Annotated in this window: 1 protein-coding gene; it reads right to left on the bottom strand. The window is 51.6% G+C overall.

The window, feature by feature from the left end:
- Window positions 1-225: 225 nt before the first annotated feature.
- Window positions 226-22,827 carry a non-ribosomal peptide synthase/polyketide synthase gene (locus H065_RS0112940; protein WP_017813493.1) on the bottom strand — a complete coding sequence of 7,534 codons (22,602 nt, stop codon included), beginning with the start codon at window positions 22,825-22,827 and terminating at the stop codon, window positions 226-228.
- Between the last annotated feature and the right edge of the window lie 22 nt (window positions 22,828-22,849).

Below are 22,849 nucleotides of genomic sequence, written 5' to 3'. Positions count from 1 at the left end.
CTGTTGCTCTGTTGCTCTGTTGCTCTGTTGCTCTGTTGCTCTGTTGCTCTGTTGCTCTGTTGCTCTGTTGCTCTGTTGCTCTGTTGCTCTGTTGCTCTGTTGCTCTGTTGCTCTGTTGCTCTGTTGCTCTACCAGATTTTGTTGAAGCGGCAGCGTGAGGTCAAGCTTAAATTGGGCGATCCAGGATAGACTTGTGATCTGATCGAATCGATCCTGGATCGGATATCAGGATAAAATTGGCTTTTGCTGTCCTTCAGATATACCAGCTTCTATCAGAATACGGCGAATGACTGATGTATTCGGTCCAACGTATTCCGCATCCAGCAGTACATCATGGGTTCCCTGTACCGGATATTCTGCATACTGACCGGTTGTGGAACGTTGCCATTGCAGATGATCAGTAGGCTTCATACCACTGCAGTCCACTTCGGCAATCAATGCGTGAATATTGGCCTGAATCTCGCCTGCATTGATCAGATCATTTCGGTAAGCGGAGTAGACCAGCATTTTATTGCGGACGGCTTCGCGATCATCCGGATTACCCAGGAATTCGCGGTATTGATCTGCTACGCTGTTCAATACGGTATCAACGATATTCTCCATTTCTGCCGGAGTCATCTCGTCTTTGGCTGTTTTGCGCATCGAATCGACCATAATCACCTCGCTCACGGCATAACCGCGCGCTTCCATCGCTCTGGCTACTTCAAAGGCAAGATTGCCTCCGAGCGAATACCCAAGGAACAAATACGGTCCTTCCGGCTGAATACCTGTAATGGTATCTACATACTGTTCCAGCATGTCTTCACCCTGCAGACGATCCCCGATAAATTCCAGACCGATTACTTCGGCATCCTGCTGCAGTTCTTTTGCCATTTCGTAATAACCCAGCGAGTAACCGACACGTGGCGGGAAGCAGAAGACTTTGCGGTCACTGCTGCTGTGGAAACGAATAATCTCCATCTCATCGGTACTAGGGCTTCCAGACGCAGTCTGATCGAACTGCAGCAGCAGATCTTTCAGTACCGGATGGGCAAATACGGTCTGCAGGCCGACTTCTACGTTCAGCTCGTGCTGAATACGCTGAATCAGTGTAAGCACTTTGAGAGAATGACCGCCCCGTTCAAAGAAGTTATCGTTCATGCCTACATGCTCTACACCAAGCACATCGCTCCAGATATCCGCCAGCTGCTGCTCCAGCGCAGTCGCTGGTGCTACATAGTCTGCCGACGATTGCAGTTGCTCTGGTGCAGGCAGCGCTTTACGGTCCAGCTTGCCGTTTACGTTAAGTGGCATCTGATCCAGCTGGATAAATGCACTCGGAATCATGTAGGCAGGCAGTTCCTCTGCCAATGCCGAGCGCAGTTCAACCGTGCCAAGCGGCTGACTGGCGACAAAGTAAGCACATAGCTGTGCACTTCCACCAGCATCCTGCAGAGTCAGCACTACTGTTTCTTGTACAGCCGGAATACGCAGCAGCTGAGACTCTACCTCTCCGAGCTCAATACGGTAACCACGGATTTTGACCTGATGATCCATCCGTCCCAGATATTCGATATTACCATCCGGCAGCCATCTGGCCATATCACCGGTACGATAAATGCGTTCTTCCGGCTTGTACGGATGAGCAGTGAATTGGGCAGTGGTCAGCTCCGGTTTGTTCAGATAGCCTCTCGCCAGGCCTTTCCCGCCAATGACCAGTTCGCCCGGTACGCCGACCGGTACAAGTCTTGCATGTTCATCGACAATCAGCACTTCCATATTGCCATATGGTTTGCCAACTGGTACAAGCGGCAATGCAGCCGTATCCGGTGTTGTTGTATAACGTGTTGCGTATACAGTCGCTTCTGTCGGTCCATAAATATTTTCCAGGCGGCTATATGGAGCCACTTTATAATATTCTCCAACCAGACGCGATGGCAGGATTTCACCACAGGCGAACAGGTATTTCAGACTGCTCATACTGTCACGTCCGCTGACTTTGAGCTGCTGTACCAGAATTTGCAGCATGGACGGTACCAGATTGAGATGCGTAATCCGGTACTTGTCGATGGCTTCCAACAGAGCAGCCGGATTCTTATCATCGCCCGGCGGCAGAATAACCAGGGTGCCCGGACCGAAGAACCAGCTGAACAACTCCGGAATAGAGAAGTCAAACGTAATCGTCGTCTTCTGCAGGAATCGATCTCCCTGCTGCATCGGATACTCCGCCTGCAGCTGATCTAGCAGATTGACTGCCGAACGATGTTCAATCATAACGCCTTTTGGCTGGCCTGTTGACCCGGATGTATAGATGATATAGGCAAGATGTTCCGGTCCGGACAATGGCTCCAGATTGGATTCGTCAGCATCATAGTTGACTTCATCCTCAATATCGACCAGCTGGATATAAGGCAGTGGAATCAGATTCTGCCAAGCGCTGCGTGTCAGCATCAGCTGTGCTCCCGAATCTTCCAGCATATACCGAATACGTTCTTCCGGGAATTCCGGATCGACCGGTACATAGGCACCGCCGGCTTTGAGGATAGCCTGGATACCAATCATCATCTCCAGGGAACGCTCCAGCATAATCGCTACCGGCTGATCCGGTGTGATTCCTCTGGCTCGCAGTGTACGCGCCAGTGCATTGGCTCTGCGATTCAGTTCATCATAGGTTAGCTGATGATTGCCGCTGATCAGTGCCGGTTGATCCGGTATGCGGGCTGCCTGCTCTTCCAGCACGCTATACAAAGTACTCTCGGTACGGATAGGTGCGACCGTATCGTTCCACTGTTCCAGAATCATCGATTGCTCTGCTTCTGTCATCATATCCAGACGGTTCACCGGCTGATCCGGTTTGGCAGCCACTTCTTCCAGAATCTGTACCAGGTGAGCCTGAATCTGCTCAATACTCTCCTGATCGTATACCGTACCGTTATAACGATACAGTACTTGCAGATTATGTCCCGGCATCACAATCAGGTTGAAGTCATAGTTGGTCTGCTCGAACATCTGTACATCGGTAATCTCAAAGCCCGATTTTCCGCCAACCTGACGCTCGTCCAGTTCTTCCTGAACCGGATAATTCTCGAATACCATAATATGCGAGATCAGCTCCTGCTTCTGATCGCTCTGTGCCTGCACTTCATATAATGGATAGAAGTCATAATCATGTCCCTGTACATAGAGCTGCTGCTGACGAGCCAGCAAATCGGCAAAGCTGTCTTCTTCCATCGCCTGGACACGAACCGGCACGGTATTGATAAAGAGACCGATCATACTTTCGATTCCCTGAATCTCGGCCGGACGTCCGGAGACGACACTGCCAAACACAACATCACGGCTGGCATTATACCGCTGCAGTACCAATCCCCACGCAGACTGCATCAGGATATTCATCGTCACCCGGTGGCGACGGGCCAGCTGTTCCAGACGTTCGGTCAGTACGGTACCCAGAGCAAATTCCATTTTCTCGGATTCGTACTGCTTGGCCTGACCCTGCAGGCGTGCCTGCGGAATCAGAGTCTGACGATCATAACCGGACAGATACTGTTTCCAGTAGGCAGATGCTTCCTCTTCCCCGCGTTCATTCAGCCACTGGATATAACGGCTGTAAGGTACGGTATCCGCCAGCTCCGGCGTACGACCTTCATGCAGCGCCGCATACGTATCGAATACCTCCTGGATCACGAGCGGCATACACCAACCATCCATAATAATATGATGGAAGCTCCACAGCAGCAGATTGCAATCATCTGCCGTCTGCATAACCGTTACGCGCAGCAGTGGGTCACGGGCCAGATCAAATCCTTTTTGCTTGTCCTTGGTCATCAGTGCATCAATCTGCAGCTGCTGTTCATGTCCGCTCCAACTGCGCAAATCTTCGTAGGCAATACGGAAAGGACGATCCTTGAATACAACCTGCACCGGCACATCATGATAACCGCTGTAGAAATTGGTACGCAGAATGGCATGCCGCTGAATCATATGCTTGAAGCTGCGCTCAAAGTCGACAATATCGAAGCTGCCTTTCAACTCGAATCGTCCCTGCTCAAAGTAAACTTCCGAGCGCGAATCCAGCAGATTATGGAACAGCATCCCTTTTTGCATTGGCGTAAGGGAGTACATATTCTCCATCTCGCCGATCGAAGCGGTCTGTGCTTCCAAAGCTTCGATCAGTTCCAGTGTTGCCTCTTGAAGCAGTACATCATGCGGTGTCAGCGATGTACGTTGTCTGGATACACAATGCTCGATAATCTGGCTGAAGCACTCATGCAGCAGTCCGGCCAGCCTTTCGATCGTTTCCTTGCGGAACTGGCGTTGATTGTAGCTAATTGTCAGTTTTAGTACATCATCCGCGATCAGACCGTTCATATTCAGTGCCTGATGCTGGATCATCTGTCCGCTGACTTCGCGTCCGGTCGGATAGCTGGACATTTGCAGTACTCCGTCCGCCTGACTATCGTCAAATTGTCCCAGATAGTTAAAGGCAATTTCCGGCTCGCGACGATGCGCCCATGTGCCGGCATCCGAAGACATGTATTTCAGAATGCCATAGCCTGCACCCTTATTCGGGATACGGCGCAGTCCTTCCTTGACCGTCTTGATCGCTGTTCCCGGCTCCAGGGTGGACATGTCCAGTACGACCGGATACTGGCTGGTGAACCAGCCTACGGTACGGCTGATATCCAGATCCGGCACCAGTTCTTCCCGTCCATGACCTTCCAGAATAATCGCTACCTGTTCCAGTCCGCTCCACTGACGTACCGCCATTCCCAGGGCGGTAAGCAGCAGATCATTGGCTTCCGTATTGTAGGCACGATAAGCTTTTTTGAGGAAATGGGCAGTGATCTCCCGGTTCCATTCGATCGTAACGGATTCGCTGTCTTGTACATGCAGAACCGAATGATGTTCATCTTTCGGCAGCTGGGCAAATTGATCCGGCAGTTGTGACCAGTAACGGCGATCGATCTCTGCCTGCTCGCTGTCTGCATAACGGGCAATCTGATCTGCCCATGTACGGTAGGCATCTGTTTTCTGTGGCAGCTTGATATCTTCGCCGCGGCAAGCCTGCTCATAGCCATTTTCCAGATCTTCCAGCAGGATGCGCCAGGAAATACCATCGACAACCAGATGATGAATCACGACCAGCAAATGATCCCCGTCTTCACACTGGAACAGTGCCAGCTTCATCAGCGGTCCTCCGGTAATGGACAGACTCTCCTGAATACGCTGTGCATGTGCAGCTACGAGTGATACCGGATTCGCCTCTGCAGTGAGATCCACAATGTCCAGTGTATGGAAAGGACCTTCCTGAATGCTGCGGTTCCATGCAGTCATTGAATCTTCCTCCATACGAATTACCATACGCAGTGCGTCATGATGACTGGTAATTCGAACGATGGATTTTTCCAATGCATGGGTATCCATTCGTCCCGGATGATAGAGCATGACTGACTGGTTGAAATGATGCAGATCCTGCTGCTGATGTTCGAACAACCACTGCTGCGCAGGTGTCAGTCTGACCTGTCCACTCACTTCGGATTGATCAATCTGATGACGAACCTGACCCAGCTGAGGAGCCAACTCGGCAATCGTCGGATACGTAAACAGGTTCTTGATCTCCAGCTTGTAGCCCAGGTTGAGCAGTCTGGAAGAAACCTGAATCGCCTTGATCGAATCGCCACCCAGTTCAAAGAAATGATCATGGATACCGACAGCGGCAGTACCTAGCGTGCTCTGCCATACTTCTGCGAGTGCCTGCTCTGCCTCGGTGCGCGGCGCCACATAGGCGCTACTGCTGGACAGTGTACTCAGATCCGGTTCTGGCAGTGCTTTGCGATCCAGCTTGCCATTTGGTGTCAGCGGCATCTGTTCCAGCTGTACAAAGTACGATGGAATCATATATGACGGCAGCTCACGAGCCAGTTGCTCACGCAGTTCACTGATCGTCCACTCGCGGTCTGCAACGAAGTAAGCACACAGCGAGGTCTGACCCGCCGGATCTTTCCAGGCGACAACAATCGATTCTTCAACTGCCGGCAGATCCAGCAGACGCGCTTCGATCTCGCCCATCTCTATCCGGTAGCCCCGAATCTTGACCTGATGATCCATCCGTCCGAGATATTCAATCGCTCCGGATGGCAGCCTTCTGGCCAGATCGCCTGCACGGTACATGCGTCTGCCCGGTACAAACGGATCGTCCATAAACCGCTCTGCAGTCAATTCCGGACGATTCAGATAACCCGGCGCTACGCCATCGCCACTGATATACATTTCTCCGGCTACACCTACCGGTACCAGCTGCATCTGTTCGTTTAGCAGATAAATATTGAAATTATCTGCCGGCAGTCCGATCGGTACCGATTCGCCCTGATCCGTAGCTGGATCGTAGCGGTGAATCATACAGCCGACCACCGTCTCTGTCGGACCATATTCGTTATAAATATCTACATCGCCATCGTAGAGATCATATATGGCATGAGCCAGCTGGGTATTCAGATTCTCCCCGCCGACGATAAACTTGCGGATACGGCACTGCTCCGGCAGCTGGATATCCTTGAAAATGCTCAGATGTGTCGGTGTTAATTTGAGAATATCGACTGCATTCTCCCGCACAATTTGCTGGATCACACCAATTTTGTCTGCCGCATCGTAGATCACAATCTGACCGCCGGTAATAAGCGGGGTAAAGATCGACGTATACGTCAGGTCAAAGGAAATCGATGAATACAGCGGGAAACTCATGGTTGAGCCATTGCTATACATTTTTTGGGCCCACCAGATATAGTTGAGCAGACCTTTATGGGTAATCATGGTTCCTTTTGGCTTGCCCGTTGTACCGGAAGTATAGATCATGTAGATCAGGTCTTGATGAACTACTTCTACATCTGGACGCTGTGCGTTATCGCTATAGCTTTCCGGTTGATCCACTTCTAGGGTCAGACCGTCAAAGGTTACCGTTCCATTCAGATGACGCTGGGTTAACAAAATCTGTACACCAGAATCCTGTAAAATATATTCGGTGCGATCCTGTGGATATTCCGGATCTATCGGAATAAATACTGCGCCCTGCTTCAATACTGCCAGAATCGATACAATCAGTTCCGGTGAACGATCCATCAGCAGACCCACTGTATCTCCTTTACCCAGTCCACGGGCTGCCAGATGATTGGACAGACGATTCGACTGCTCATCCAGCTCGCGGAAAGTCATACTCTGCTCGCTGCAGACAGCAGCCACATCATCCGGTGAACGCTGTGCCTGTTCTTCGAACAGATGATGAATGCAGCGATCCTGCGGATAATCTGCGATCATGCCATGCCATGTTTCCAGCAGCATCTGCTGTTCGGCAGGCGTCACGAGGGCCAGCTGGTCTACCGGCATTTCCGGCTGATCCGCAATCTGCTGCAGCAGCTGCAACAAATGACCGCGGGTGCGTGCGATAGTATCTTCCTGATAGACAGAAGCATTGTAGCGCAGGCAAATCCGTATATCCTGTCCCGGAATAACGATCAGGTTAAAGTCGTAGTTAGTCTGTTCGAACATGCGGAAGTCCGTGACTTCCAGTGCATCCGCATCTTCACTGCCCGACTGCTCTACCTGCTCATCCAGCGGATAATTCTCAAAGATCATAATATGCGAAATCAGATCCTGCTTCTGCTCGGTATAATTCTGGATTTCGTACAATGGATACGTATCATAGGCACCACCGGCCAGCGACTGCTCCTGTACGCGACGCATAACGCCGGCAAAAGTATCATCCGCCTGAGATTGAACCCGAACCGGCACAGTGTTGATGAACAGACCCACCATATCCTCGATCCCCGGAATCTCGGCCGGACGACCGGATACGACGCCGCCAAATACGGCATCCCGGCTGCCATTGTACTGCTGTAGCATAATTCCCCATGCCGATTGCAGCAGGGTATTCACCGTTACCTGATGCTGTCTTGCAATCTGATCCAGACGCGCTGTCAGTTCATGACCCAACTGAAGAGTCTGTTCTTCCAGCACATAGGCACCACCGGATTTTTTGGCTGTCTCCGGTAAAATGGTGTGTCCCTCGTGATCCGCCAGATAATGCTTCCAGTAGGAAGAAGCGGCATCCTGATCCATCCGGTTCAGCCATTCAATATACGTGCTATACTGCGGTGCAGGTGGCAACTGTGCCTGCTGATTCTGACACAGCGCTGTATAATGTGTGAAAATCTCGCCGGTCACAATCGGGATACACCAGCCATCCATAATAATATGATGGAAGCTCCACAGCACCCTGCAGCCATGATCCAGATGGAAAATTGTTGCTCGCATCAGCGGATCGGTATCCAAACGGAATCCATGTGTCATATCCTGCTCTTCATACTTCTGCATCCGCTCTTGCTGTTGCTCGGAAGACAGGGAGCGCAGATCTACATAATCGACGGGCATCTCTCTGTGACGGAATACCACCTGCAGCGGCTCGTCATGAATATCACTGTAGAACCCGGTCCGCAAAATGGCATGCCGGCTCATCAGCGCCTGCAGGCTGCCTTTGAATGCTTCGATATTGATTTGTCCGCGCAGTTCAAAGCTTGCCTGTTCAAAATACGTAACACTGTCCGGCTCCATCAGACTATGGAACAGCATTCCTTTTTGCATCGGTGTCAGCTGGTATACATCTTCCAGTTCACCTGTGGAAGTAGTACGTTCCATCAGACGATCAAGCTGGGGAATCGTCAGTCCTTTGAATAACAGATCACTTGGTGTCAGCTTCGGCTGTTCCTGAACAGCACAGTGACGGATCACCATGGTCAGACGGGATTTCAGCATATCGGCCAGCTGGTGAATGCGTTCCGGCTCATACTGATTGCGGCTGTACATGATAGAGATCGACAGCTGTCCATCCGCGATCATGCCGTTCAGATCCAGTGCATAATGCAGTGGTGTCTGACCGCCCAGTGATTGGCCTACACTATATGGAGACATGCTCAGTGCATTGTTGTCCAGATCCTGGTCAAACTGTCCCAGATAGTTAAAGGATACTTCCGGTTCGGCAGCACCTGCTGTCAGTCCGGTACTGTTCATATATTTCAGAAGCCCATACCCAATGCCTTTTTCCGGGACGGCCCGCAAGGTTTCCTTGACCTGGCGGATCAGCGGTGAGATATCGGAATGTACCGGGATTTCCAGGCGAACCGGATACTGGGTCGTAAACCAGCCGACGGTACGGGTAATATCCATATCCGGCAGGATCATCTCGCGTCCATGACCTTCCAGGTTAATCAGCACCTGCTCGGTTCCTGCCCAGTCACGCAGTGCCATACCCAGCGCAGTCAGCAGCAGATCATTGGTCTCGGTGTAATAGGCTCGGTTTGACTGACGCAGCAGCAGTTCCGTATCCTCGGAAGACCAGGATACCTGTACCGATTCACTGTCAGCCACTGTCCCTGCTGCCACATCATGATCTTTTGGCAGTGGTGCAATATAGCTACCGCTGATCGAATTCCAATATTTCCGTTCCTGCTCCAGTGCAGAACCTGCTGCATATTCAGCCAGCTCATTTGCCCACAGACGATAAGAGTCGGTCTTCTGCGGTAGGGTAACCGGCTGTCCGGACAATGCCTGTTCATATCCTGCTGCGATATCTTCGAACAGAATTCGCCAGGAGACGCCATCGACCACCAGATGATGAATAACAATCAGCAGATGATCGCCATCTTCGGCCTGGAACAGTGTCATTTGTACAAGTGGTCCCTGTGCCAGATTGAAGCTTGCCTGTACACGGTCCGCTTCTTGACGAATAACAGCTTCCGGCTCTGCAGCAGAGCGGATATTCATAATATCCAGCGTATACAGCTCGCCCTCCTCCGTGCTGCGATTCCATGCGGTATAGCCATGCTCGCCCTTGCGGAAAATCATGCGCAGCGCATCATGATGACGGATAACCGCATCCATGGTACTTCGCAGCGCCTGCTCTTCAAAACGATCGGCACGATGCAGCATAATCGCATGGTTGTAATGATGCGGCTCTGCGAGATGACGCTCGAAGAACCAGTGCTGGATCGGCAGCAATTCGGTCGCTCCGATAATCTCGCCCTGTTCGGCGGTACGTCCTGCCTGCTGAAGATACGGACTCAGTTCGGCAATCGTCGGATATTTGAACAGGTCCTTGATCTCCAGCTTGTACCCGGCCTGGAACAGGCGGGAGGAAATCTGAATCGCTTTGATTGAATCTCCACCCAGATCGAAGAAATGATCATGAATACCGATCTGCTGCGATCCGAGAATGCCCTGCCATACTTCGGCAAGTGCCTGCTCTGCCGGAGTACGCGGTGCTTCATAGACTGCACCTGTCCATACGCCAGCTTCCGGCTGCGGCAGTGCGCGACGGTCGAGCTTGCCGTTTGGTGTCAGCGGCATTTGTTCCATTTGTACAAAATAGGATGGAATCATATAGCCCGGTAGTTCACTTGCCATCTCACTGCGCAGCGTGCTGGCAGTCAGCTGGATATCGGCTGTAAAGTAGGCAGCCAGCGATTTTTGCCCGGAAGCTTCGGTATGTGCGATCACGACCGCTTCCCGGATACCGTCTATTTGCAGCAATCTGGATTCCACTTCACCCAGCTCGATCCGGTAACCGCGAATTTTGACCTGATGGTCAATCCGGCCCAGATACTCGATACTGCCATCCGGCAGCCAGCGCGCCAGGTCACCGGAACGGTACATCCGCTCACCCGGTACAAAGGCATGCTCGATAAACTTCTCGGCAGTCGTCTCCGGACGATTCAGATAGCCGCGTGCCAGACCATCGCCGGTAATGTACATTTCCCCGGCAATACCGATTGGCTGCAGATGACGCTGTTCATTGAGAATATAAGCGCCGAGTGTCGGGATCGTTGTTCCGATATTACTGCGGCCAAGTGCAATCTCGGTCTCGGTAATTTCTTTGTACGTAACGTGAACCGTTGTCTCGGTAATACCATACATATTGATCAGCTGTACATGCGGATAACGGCTTCTCCATTCGCCGAGCAGTGCCGGGCTGAGTGCCTCTCCGCCGAAAATAATCATCCGCAATCCCAGATGTCTGTCCTCGTGACCCAGCTCTTCCTGCATCAGCTGGTAGAAATAAGTTGGTGTCTGATTGAGTACAGTCACCTGACGATCCTTGAGCAGCTGCAGGAATTGTGCCGGACTCTTGGCAGTCATCGCCGGTACAATTACCAGACAGCCACCGTACAGCAGCGCTCCATACATTTCCCAGACCGAGAAGTCAAAGCAGCAGGAGTGGAACAGTGTCCATGTGTCTCCCGGTCCAAAGTCAAACAGATTGCGATCATTGAACAGCAGTCGTACTACATTGCGATGCTCGATCAATGTTCCTTTTGGCTTGCCTGTTGTACCGGATGTATAAATAACATAAGCCAGATCTTCCGGATGATTGTACGATTCGAGCGGTGCAGCGGATTCGCTGTATGATGCCGCATGATCCAGCTCAATCATCGTTCCAGTGAAATGGTCAAACTGCGAACGCAGCTCGCCGCGCAGCAGCAGAAGCTGACTGCCGGAATCCTCCAGCATAAACCGGATACGTTCCTCCGGGTAATCGGCATCTACCGGTACGTAAGCTCCACCGGCTTTGAGAATAGCCAGCATACCGACGATCATTTCCAGTGAACGATCGGCGACAACAGCTACCAAATGATCACGCTGTACGCCTTCCTGGCGCAGTCTGCGTGCCAGTGCATTGGTGCGTTCATCCAATTCACGGTAAGTCAGGAACTGATCATCCAGTCGTACGGCTACCGCTTCCGGATGACGCGCCGCCTGCGCGGTGAACAGGCTGTGGATACTTGATTCCCTTGGATAATCTGCAGGTAACCCTGCTGATTGCAGCATTAATGCCGCCTTCTCCTGCGGTGTAACCATATCCAGCTCGGCCAGCGGAGCTTCCGGATGCTGTACCGCCGACTGGATCAGCTGTACGAAATGACCAACCATGCGCTCGATTGTCTCCTGTTTGTACAAGGAAGTTGCATATTCCAGTGTGCATTCCAGTGCATCATCCAGCTCAGTGACGGTAAGTGTCAGATCAAACTTGGCTGCCGGATGGGACAGCTCGTATGGTGTAAACTGCAAGCCCTGAATCGTACGCTCGGTCTGCTCCATATTTTGCAGAACAAACATCGTATCAAACAGTGCATTCCGGCTCAGGTCACGCGGAATATTCAGCTTCTCTACCAGTTCTTCAAATGGATATTCCTGATGGTCAAAAGTCTGCAGCGCAATATCTCTTACTTCCTGCACATACTCTTCGAAACTCTTCTCGCCCGCTGGATATGTGCGCAGTGGCAGCGTACCAACGAACATTCCGATCATTTCCTGCAGGCTATCGTACGGTCTGCCAGCTACCGGCGAACCGACTACGATATCTTCCTGACCGGTATATTTGTGCAGCATGGTCTTGTAGGCTGCCAGCAGTACCATGAATAGCGTAGAGCCTGTACGTGCTGCCAGTTCATACAGCGATTTGCTCAGTTCCGAATCCATACGGAAAGAAATCGTATGACCGGCAAAGTCACGCACCGCCGGGCGCACTTCATCTGTCGGCAGATCGAGCACCGGCAGACTGCCGCGGAATGTCTCCAGCCAGTAGGCTTCCTGCTGACGCATGGCCTCACTGCGGATATGTTCCTGCTGCCAGACGGCATAGTCTACATACTGAATCGATAACGGCTCAGGTTGTTCACCATGATAGTAACGAACTACTTCTTCGATCAGAATATTCATGGACACACCATCGGAAATGATATGGTGCATATCGAACAACAACAGATGACGCTCTTCTGCCAGCTGAATCAGACCTACACGCAGCAGCGGAGCCTGTGCCAGATCAAACGGACGTACAAACCGGCTGATTACCTGCTCTGCCTGCTCCTCAGTTGCCACCTCATGATGGATAGCAAACGGAACCTGCTCCAGAATCTGTTGTACCGGCTCACCCTCTACCGTGACAAAAGTGGTACGCAGAGCAGCATGGCGCTGAATCAGATCACGGAATGCTTCCTCCAGACGAGTCGAATCCAGTGGACCATCCACCTGCATCACACCCGGCATATTGTAGCTGACTTTGCCATTCTCCATCTGTCCGAGAATAAACAACCTCTTCTGTGCCGAGGATAATGGATAGTATTCCCGCACTTCCGCAGCTGTAATATCTGTAGTGATCTGTTCATTCTGATCCTCTGCCTGGCTATCTAGTACCTGTGCCAGTTCGGTGATCGTCGGTGCTTCGAAAACTTCGCGCAGCTTGATCTCACGATTCAATTCTTTGCGGATGCGTGAGGCCATCAGAGCTACGCGCAGCGAGTGACCCCCAAGATCAAAGAAATTATCCGTTACACTAATGTTGTCTACCCCAAGAATATCCTGCCAGATCGCTGCCAGTGTCAGCTCAGTCGCTGTACGTGGTGCCTGGAATACCGTATCTGCCTGCGATACCGATCCAGCCAGTTCCAGATCTGTCAGACGGCCCATATATTCAATCGTTCCATCCGGCAGCAGACGGGCAAGTTCACTGGTATGATATACCTGCTCTCCATCACGCAGCGGATGACTGGAAGATGTCATCATTCCGATCTGCTGATTGATTACAGTATCACTCAGGGATCCAACAGCCATGCACAGTTCACCCATAATGCCTACCGGCTGATGATGCAGCTGACGATCTACGATCACAATCTCATACGCTTGCTCCTGTTCGGCATTCTGCTCCAATTCGGCCAGACGGGACAAGATCGATTCCGGCGGATAGGTTGCAGCCAGTTTCCAGGCAGGCAGTTGATAACGTTCTGTATCAATCAGTGTCAGCTCATCGACAGCAATCTGCGGTTGGCTCGCTACCTGCTCCAGCAGACAGACTACATGCTGCTGAATCCGCTCGATATCGTGGATACTGTATACAGCCGCATTGTACTGGAACATCAGCTGCATATCACGTCCGGGCAGTACGACCAGGTTGAAATCATAGTTGGTCTGCTCTTGTAGTTCCGCATCCTTGATTTCAAAGGAAGACGCTTCGCCACCAGCCTGCTCCATCTCCTGCTCGACCGGATAATTCTCAAATACCAGAATATGCGATACCAGTTCCTGCTTCTGTGAAGTAGCTGCCTGAATCTCGAACAATGGGTGTGTGCTGTACGGCTGGGCATCCACGTACTGCTCCTGCTGCTGCTTCATCAGCTGCGGGAATGTCATGCCTGGTGCCGTCTGCACACGAACCGGAATCGTATTGATGAACAATCCGATCATCTGCTCTACCCCATGAATTTCGGCAGGGCGGCCTGATACGACTGTACCGTATACAACATCATGGGTATGATTGTAACGCTGCAGGGCTATGCCCCATACCGACTGCATCAGAATATTCATAGTCACGCCATGCTCGCGAGCTACTTGCTCCAGCTGTGCAGTTAATGACTCACCAGCACTGTACTTCATCTGTTCGGCAATATAGCTGGTCCCCACGTCAGATGCTTGCGCTGTCGCAGACGATGTTGATTCTGTTCCTGTAGATGTTTGCACTGCTGCATCTGCAATCGCTGGCAGTGTTGTCAGAGAACGATATCCTTCCAGATAACGGCTCCAGTAACCCGCCGCTTCCTCATGATCCTGCTGCTCCAACCATTGAATATACTCGCTGTATGGCGGTGCATCATGGAGTTCCGGTTCTTTTCCTTCTATATAAGCAAAGTAATAATCAAACACTTCGCGCGTAATCAGAGGAATGCACCAGCCATCCATAATAATATGGTGGAAGCTCCAGATCAGCCGGAAGCTTTCTTCGCCTGTACGCAGAACAGAGATACGCAGCAGACTGCCTTCGGCAAGGTCAAATCCGCGTGCTTTGTCCCGGTTGGCAAAAGTCTGCATATATTCTGTTTGTGCCTCTTCATCCATTCCCCGCAGATCTTCGTAGATCTGCTCGGCAGGACGATCACGGAATACGGTCTGCAGCGGTTCGCTGCCCCATCCGGTATGGAAATTAGTCCGCAGAATATCATGACGGCTCACCAGCAGATTCAGACTACGGCCAAATACTTCTGGTTGGAAGCTGCCGTTCACATCAAAGGCAGCCTGTTCGAAGTAAGCTCCATCTTCCGGCTCCAGCAGATGATGGAACAGCATCCCTTTTTGCATAGGCGTCAGATTATAGATGTTCTGGATCTCGCCGATGTGACGGGTATGCTGTACCAGTTCTTCCAGTTCCTCATTGGAAATGCCTTTGGCCATAATATCGCTCAGTGTCAGCTCGCGATATTCCTGGGTGAGACAATGCTGCAGAACGTCGCGCAGACTATTTTCCAATTGATCCGCCAGCTGACGGATGGTAGAAGACTCATACTGTTCACCATGATACGTAATGGTCAGTTCCAGCTGTCCATCAACTACTGCTCCATTTAGATCCAGCTTGTATTCCAGCTGATCCTGCAAGCTTTGTGCTTCACCAGTAGAGTAGGGTGACAATGCCAGTCCATTACTGCTCAGATCCTGATCGAATTGACCAAGATAGTTAAAGGAAATCTCCGGCATCAGTGGCTGATAATCGGCTGGCAGCTGATCATCCATCCGGGTCAGCAGTCCGTAGCCGATGCCTTTGCCTGGAATACGGCGTAGTCCTTCCTTTATTCCTTTGATCCAGTCGGCTGTTGTACCTGCACCCGCATGCTGCAGCAGGAAAGGATACTGGGTTGTAAACCAGCCGACTGTACGCGTAATATCCATATCCGGGATAATTTGCTCGCGTCCGTGTCCTTCCAGATTCACGAGGAAGCGATTCTGTCCGGACCAGTTGTTCAGGGCGATACCGAGAGCAGCGAGCAGCAGATCATTGGTCTCGGTCTGATAGGCATAATGCGCCTGACGAAGCAGCTGATCGGTCTCTTCTGCATTCCAGCGGATCGTCTCGGATCGACTGCCACTGCGTTCCAGCGACTGCGGCTGGTGATCGGCAGGCAGAGTCGCTATTTGTTCCGTCTGCAGGGAAAGCCAGTAATTCCGATGTATACTCATCTGCGGACTGCGGACATACTCGGTCAGCGCCTGGCTCCATTCACGGAATGAATGAGTTTTCAGAGGCAGTTGTACTTGTTGTCCCTGTGCTGCCTGCTCATAGGCTGCAGCCAGATCTTCCAGCAGAATCCGCCAGGATACACCATCCACGACCAGGTGATGAATAGCAATCAGCAGATGATCGCCATCATCGCAGCGCATAATTGCCAGCTTCACCAGCGGTCCTTCGGACAGGTTCATATCCGACTGAATATCGGTAGCCAGCTGCTCGATCCGATCGGCAGACTGCTGCTGTCCACGCAGCTCATGAACAACCAGACTATACAATTGCTCTGCATCGGCAGCGCGATTCCATGCGGTATAACCTTCTGCACCGGCAGTGAATACCGCACGCAGTACATCATGATGAGCCACCAGTGCAGCAGTAGCCTGTTCTACCAGAGATTCATCGAAGCCTTCGGCACGATACAGCATGACAGCCTGGTTAAAGTGCTGCGGCTCCTGCAAGTTTCGCCCGAAGAACCAACGTTGTACCGGAGTGAGTATCATCTCGCCTTCCACCGTACTCTGATCGATATGCTGTATTGCCGATTGCAGCAGTGGAGCCAGTTGGGCAATCGTCGAATATTTGAACAGCTGCTTCATTTCCATCCGGTAGCCGGCTTGAAGCAGACGGGAAGATACCTGAATCGCTTTGATCGAGTCGCCGCCGAGTTCAAAGAAATGATCATGCACGCCCACCGGACCGGTTCCCAGTACTTCCTGCCAGACGCGTGCCAGTGCCTGTTCGGCCGGAGTCTGCGGTGCTGTATAGGTACGTCCGCTCTGCTGCACTCCGGTTTGCGGTGCAGGCAGTGCGCGACGATCCACTTTACCATTGACGGTCAGCGGAATTCGGTCTACCTGGACAAAGTAGGACGGAATCAGATAACCCGGCAACTGCTGACTGAGCAGATGACGGACATCTGCAGGTGAGCATTCGCTGTCAGCGGCATAATAGGCACAAAGCTGCTTTTGTCCATTTTCGTCCAGATGCACGATAACCGCTGTTTCACGGATGGCATCCAGCTTGAGAATCTGTGCTTCAATCTCCGGCAATTCGATCCGGTAGCCGCGAATTTTGACCTGTTCGTCAATCCGCCCTTTGTATTCGATTGTACCGTCCGGCAGCCAGCGCGCCATATCACCGGTGCGATAGCAGATTTCACCTGGACGAATAATGTCCTGAAGGAATTTGTCTGCTGTCATCTCCGGCTGATTCAGATAGCCGCGTCCTACGCCATCGCCGCCGACCAGCAGTTCTCCCCATGTGCCTACCGGCTGCAGATGGAACCCTTTGTCCACCACATAGGCAGTAGAGTTGTGAATCGGGCGTCCGATTGGCACACTGCCATGAATTGGGCCTGTGATGCGATGTGTTGTAGAGAAAGTTGTATTCTCGGTCGGACCATAGCCATTAACAATCGTCAGCTGCGGATGATTGGCAAGTGTACGATTCACATGCGGTACAGACAATACATCGCCACCGACGATGAGTGTATGTACACCTGTGAACAGCTGATCATCCTGCTGGGTCAGCTGATTGAACAGTGGTGAAGTCAGCCACATGGTGTTGATTTCCCATGACCGAATCGCTTCCTTGAGCTGTTCGGCGACGAGAATCACATCGTTATCAGCCAGGTAGAGTCGTCCGCCGTTAAGCAGTGCTCCCCAGATCTCAAAAGTCGAAGCGTCAAAGGAAACCGATCCGGTCTGCAGAATCCGCGTTGATACATCGAGTTGAACGTAATCGGTATTTTTTACCAGACGAACTACATTGCGGTGTTCGATCATAACACCTTTGGGACGACCGGTTGTACCGGATGTATACATCAGGTAGGCAAGTGATCCGGCGTGTCCTGCAGACTGCGGGAGGGAATGACCATCCGTATAGGCATGTTTGTCATTCAGATTCAGCACCGTAACACCAAAATCTCCCTGGGCCATTTCCCAATCCTGAACGAGCATCAATTTGACGCCGCCATCGCCGAGCATATACTGTACACGATCTTCCGGATATTCCGGATCAACCGGTACATAGGCACCGCCTGCACGCAGAATACCGAGCAGAGCCACGACCATTTCCATACTGCGGGTACTCATGACCGCTACCGGTTCTTCTGGCTGCATTCCCTGAGCCAGCAAAGTACGGGCCAGAGCAGCAGAGCGCTGTTCCAGTTCATAATAGGTCATTCTACGGTCTCCGTTGACCAGTGCAATCTGATCCGGTGTACGCTTGACCTGCTCCACGAACAGTTCATGAATCGTACTGTTATGCGGATAAGGAACCTGCGTATCATTGAATTGCTCCAGAATCTGCTGCTTCTCTGCCGGTGTAATGATTTCAATCTCATTCAGTGTGATCGAAGGATTGGCACTGATGGACTCCATCACTTTCAGGAAATGGGCAGCCAAACGTTCGATACTTTCGCGGCGATACAGTGAAGTTGCATACTCCAGGCTAAAAGCAAGTCCATCTGCTTCCTCTGCTGCATTGAGCGACAGATCGAATTTGGCAATATGGGCCTCCTGCGGATATGGCGTAAAGCGCAGATCGCCCATTCCCCGTTCGCTGCGATCCATATTTTGCAAAACGAATAGAGTATCAAAAACCGGGTTACGACTGGAATCACGATCCAGCTGTAGACGATCCACAAGCAGATCAAATGGATATTCCTGATGGTCAAAAGCGTGCAGTACGGTCTCGCGCACTTCTGCGAGGTAATCACGGAAAGTAACAGTGCCTTCCGGACGTACACGCATTGCCAGCGTATTAACGAACATACCGATGGTGCCTTCCAGCTCGGCCTGCGGACGACCCGCTACCGGAGAACCGATAACCAGATCATTTTGCCCAGTATATTTGTGCAACAGTACGGAATACGCAGCCAGCAGCACCATATACAGCGTAGTTCCTGTCTCACGGGTCAACTGCTGAATCGCTTCACTCTCCTGCAATCCTACGGCAAAGTCGATCCGGTTACCGGCAAAATGCCGCACCGCCGGACGGACATAATCCGTTGGCAGATCCAGAGCCGGAATCTCTTCTTCAAAAATGCTCAGCCAGGCGGCTTCCATTTCTTTCATCCGCTGCTGTTCCAGCTGTTCGCGCTGCCATACTGCATAATCCTTGTACTGGATAGCCAGCTCCGGCAGTGTCTCTCCTTCATACAGAGCGGATAATTCTTCGGTCAGAATCGCAATCGAGATCCCGTCAGATACGATATGATGCATATCGAACAGCAGCAGATGACGCTCTGCACCAAGCGATACCAGACCGGCACGCAGCAGTGGAGCCCGGCTCAGATCAAAAGCACGTACATACTGCTCGATAACCTGATCCAATTGCGCTTCGTCCGCTTCGATATGGTCAAGCGCGAACTCTACCTGCTCATGGATCTGCTGTACTGGCTCCCCATTTTGCAAATGGAAGCTGGTACGCAGGGATTCATGACGACGGATCAATGCACGGAAAGCCGTCTGCAGCTGCTCCGTATCCAGTGTTCCCTCCATCATAAAGACACCAGGCATATTGTAGCTTGTCTCGCCGCCTTCCAGCTGGCTCAGTACATACAGCCGCTTCTGCGCCGAAGATACCGGATAGTAATCCTTCTTCGCTGCCGGAGCAATCGATTCGTACAGCACCGGAATCTGGCTTTGCAGCAGCAGGGACATATTCTCAAGCGTCGGTGCCTGGAAAATATCCCGCAGCGAAATTGTGCAGCCGAATTCCTGCTGAATCCGCGAAGACAGCTGTGCAGCTCGCAGGGAATGTCCACCTGCTTCAAAGAAATTATCCAGCATACCTACACGCTGCACACCGAGTATATCCTGCCATAATGCAGCAAGTGCCATAGCTTCCGGCGTATTCGGAGCCACATATTCTACAGCAGATTGCACACCGGTCACCGGTTCAGGCAGTGCACGACGATCCAGCTTGCCGTTCGATGTGAGCGGCATACGATCCAGCTGGATAAAGTAGGACGGCACCATATAAGCCGGCATCGCTGCAGTCAGCTGCTGACGAAGCTCTGCCGCAGGCAGTTCTGCGGAGGCGGTGTAATACGCACAGAGCAGATCCTGTCCCTGCTCATCCGGACGTGCCAGTACAATGGTCTCCAGTACAGACGGAATACGCAGAATCTGCGCTTCCACTTCACCCAATTCGATCCGATAGCCACGAATTTTGACCTGATGGTCAATCCGTCCCAGATACTCCAGATTGCCGTCCGGCAGCCAGCGTGCCAGATCACCGGTACGATACATGCGTTCACCAGACTGGAAAGGATGCTCGATAAACTTCTCGGCAGTGGTCTCTGGACGATTCAGATATCCTCGTGCCAGACCATCTCCGGCAATATGCAGTTCGCCCGGAATACCTACCGGCTGCAGACGACGCTGTTCATCCAGAATATAGGCGCTGAGCGTCGGAATCGTGACCCCGATATTGCTTTTGCCTGCAGCAATCTCGGCTGCTCCGATTTCCTTGTACGTGACATGGACCGTTGTCTCGGTGATACCGTACATATTGATTAGCTGTGTGCGCGGATAGCGATCATGCCAGTCTTTGAGCAAATAAGGACTAAGGGCTTCACCGCCGAAAATAATTTTGCGCAGGTTCAGTTCACTGCCTGTATGTGCAAGCTCCGCCTGCATCAATTGATAAAAGTAGGTCGGTGTCTGATTGAGAATGGTCACGCCGTCCTGCTTGAGCAGCTGCAGGAACGATTCGGGACTTTTGGCAACCATCGATGGGACAATGATCAGCTTGCCGCCATACAGCAGCGCCCCGTACATTTCCCAGACCGAGAAGTCAAAACAGAACGAGTGGAACATCGTCCATACATCACGATCATCAAAGTCAAAACGGTTCCGATCATTAAACAGCAGTCGAACAACGTTTTTGTGTTCGATCAGTGTGCCTTTGGGCTTGCCGGTGGTGCCTGATGTATAGATGACATATGCCAGATTGCGCGGTCCCGATACATGCGGCAGATTGACGGTCTCCCCCTCAGTTGCAGCTTCGTGGATATTAATCCAGATCCCGTCAAACGGAATCTGCCCCTGCAGATGTACCTGACTGAGCACGACCTGCACACCGGAATCTTCCAGAATATAGCGGATGCGCTCTTCCGGGTACTCCGGATCGACCGGCACGTAGGCACCGCCGGCTTTGAGTACGGCCAGCATACCGACGACCATATCCAGCGAGCGTTCCGCTATCACACCCACCAGGGAATCCGCACCGATTCCACGAGCGCGCAGCTGATGAGCTACACGATTCGCCTGCTCATTCAGCTGCTGATATGTAAGAGATTGTTCATCCATTTGTACAGCGATATGCTGCGGTGTGCGCTGCACCTGCTGTTCGAACAGACTATGAATATTCTGCTCGCGTGGATAATCCGCTTCAGCCATTTGGGAAAAGGACAATACCTGCTGTTTCTCCGCTTCACTCAGCAGGGAGACATTCCCGATTGTCATCTCCGGATAGCGTACAATCTGTGCGGTAATCATGCCCAGATGATCGACCATATTGGCAATTTCCGCATGATCGAATAGCTCTTTGCGATAATCGACATGCAGCATCATCCGGTCCTCATCCAGCATCTCCGTAATATGCAGCACCAGATCATTGATCTCGTCTCCACAGAAGTCATAATCCGTCAAGATACGGATTCCTTCCAGATCGACCCAGCTGATTGGACGGTATTCCATCGATACACCGAATAACCGCTGCAGATCATTATGGTGATGCGCATCCCGCAAATCCTGAATAAGCTGATTATATGGATACTGTTGGTGCCGCAGTACCGACATTTGTCCCCGGGCAACTCCTTTGACAAAATCAAGCAGCTGGATATCCTTGTCTACCAGTGCACGCTCGGCAATCGTGCTGACAAACATCCCCATCGTCTGCTTTTCTTTTTTGGTACGACGGTTGGCCAGGGACGTACCAATCACAATATCCTGTTGATTGGTCATTTTGTGCATATAGACATACATGGAACTCATGAACAGCTGGAACAGCGAGATCCGATTTTCCCGGCAAAAGGCATGAATCTCGTCCTTGAGATAACCCGGTACTTCAAAATGTTCCCGCACTGCCGCCGTGCTAACTGTCATCGGGTTATACGATTTCCAGCCGGTCACTTCTGGAATATCGGCGAATTTATCCATCCAGTAAGCGCGATCTTTGGCATATTTCTCGGATTCCACATATTCTTCCTCGGCTGTCAGATAATCGATATAGGAACAGTCTTCCGGGATCACCGGCTCTTTGCCCTGCATCAGCTCGATATAATAATCGGTAAACTGATTACCGAACAGCACCATCGAGATTCCGTCGGAAATGATATGATGAACCTTGATATTCAGCCAGTATTCCTCTTCACTGATCCGTACGAACAGGAAGCGGAACATACAGGAATCCATTACCGGCAACGGCTGGCGTTTCTGCTCTTCCAGCCAGGCTTCCAGATGTTCCATGCTGTCAAAGTCTTCAAGACTTACGCATTCGAACTGCTGTTCTTCATAAGGAACCACGTATTGGCGCGGTTCCCCTTCCACGGTAGTAATGCGCAGGCGAAAAGCATCATACTGACGAATAACCAGATTGATTGCTTTCATAAAAGTAGGCAGATTCAGTTTCCCTGTCATTCGGATCGTCGCAGAGAGCTGGGATGCGGAAGTGCCTGGATATAGCAGTTCTGTGTACCATATCCGTTGTTGGGCATTCGTTAAGGAATATAGCTGCATTTCTGTTAACTCCCTTTCTATG

It is taken from the genome of Paenibacillus shenyangensis (assembly GCF_000346635.1).
GTDB classification, from domain to species: domain Bacteria; phylum Bacillota; class Bacilli; order Paenibacillales; family Paenibacillaceae; genus Saccharibacillus; species Saccharibacillus dauci.
Note: the sequence above shows the minus strand (reverse complement) of the source record. Positions and strands in the feature narration are given on the sequence as shown.

Bases quoted from the DNA above. Each gene is read 5' to 3' on its own strand.
- H065_RS0112940 (WP_017813493.1), bottom strand. From the start codon at position 22,827: ATGCAGCTATATTCCTTAACGAATGCCCAACAACGGATATGGTACACA.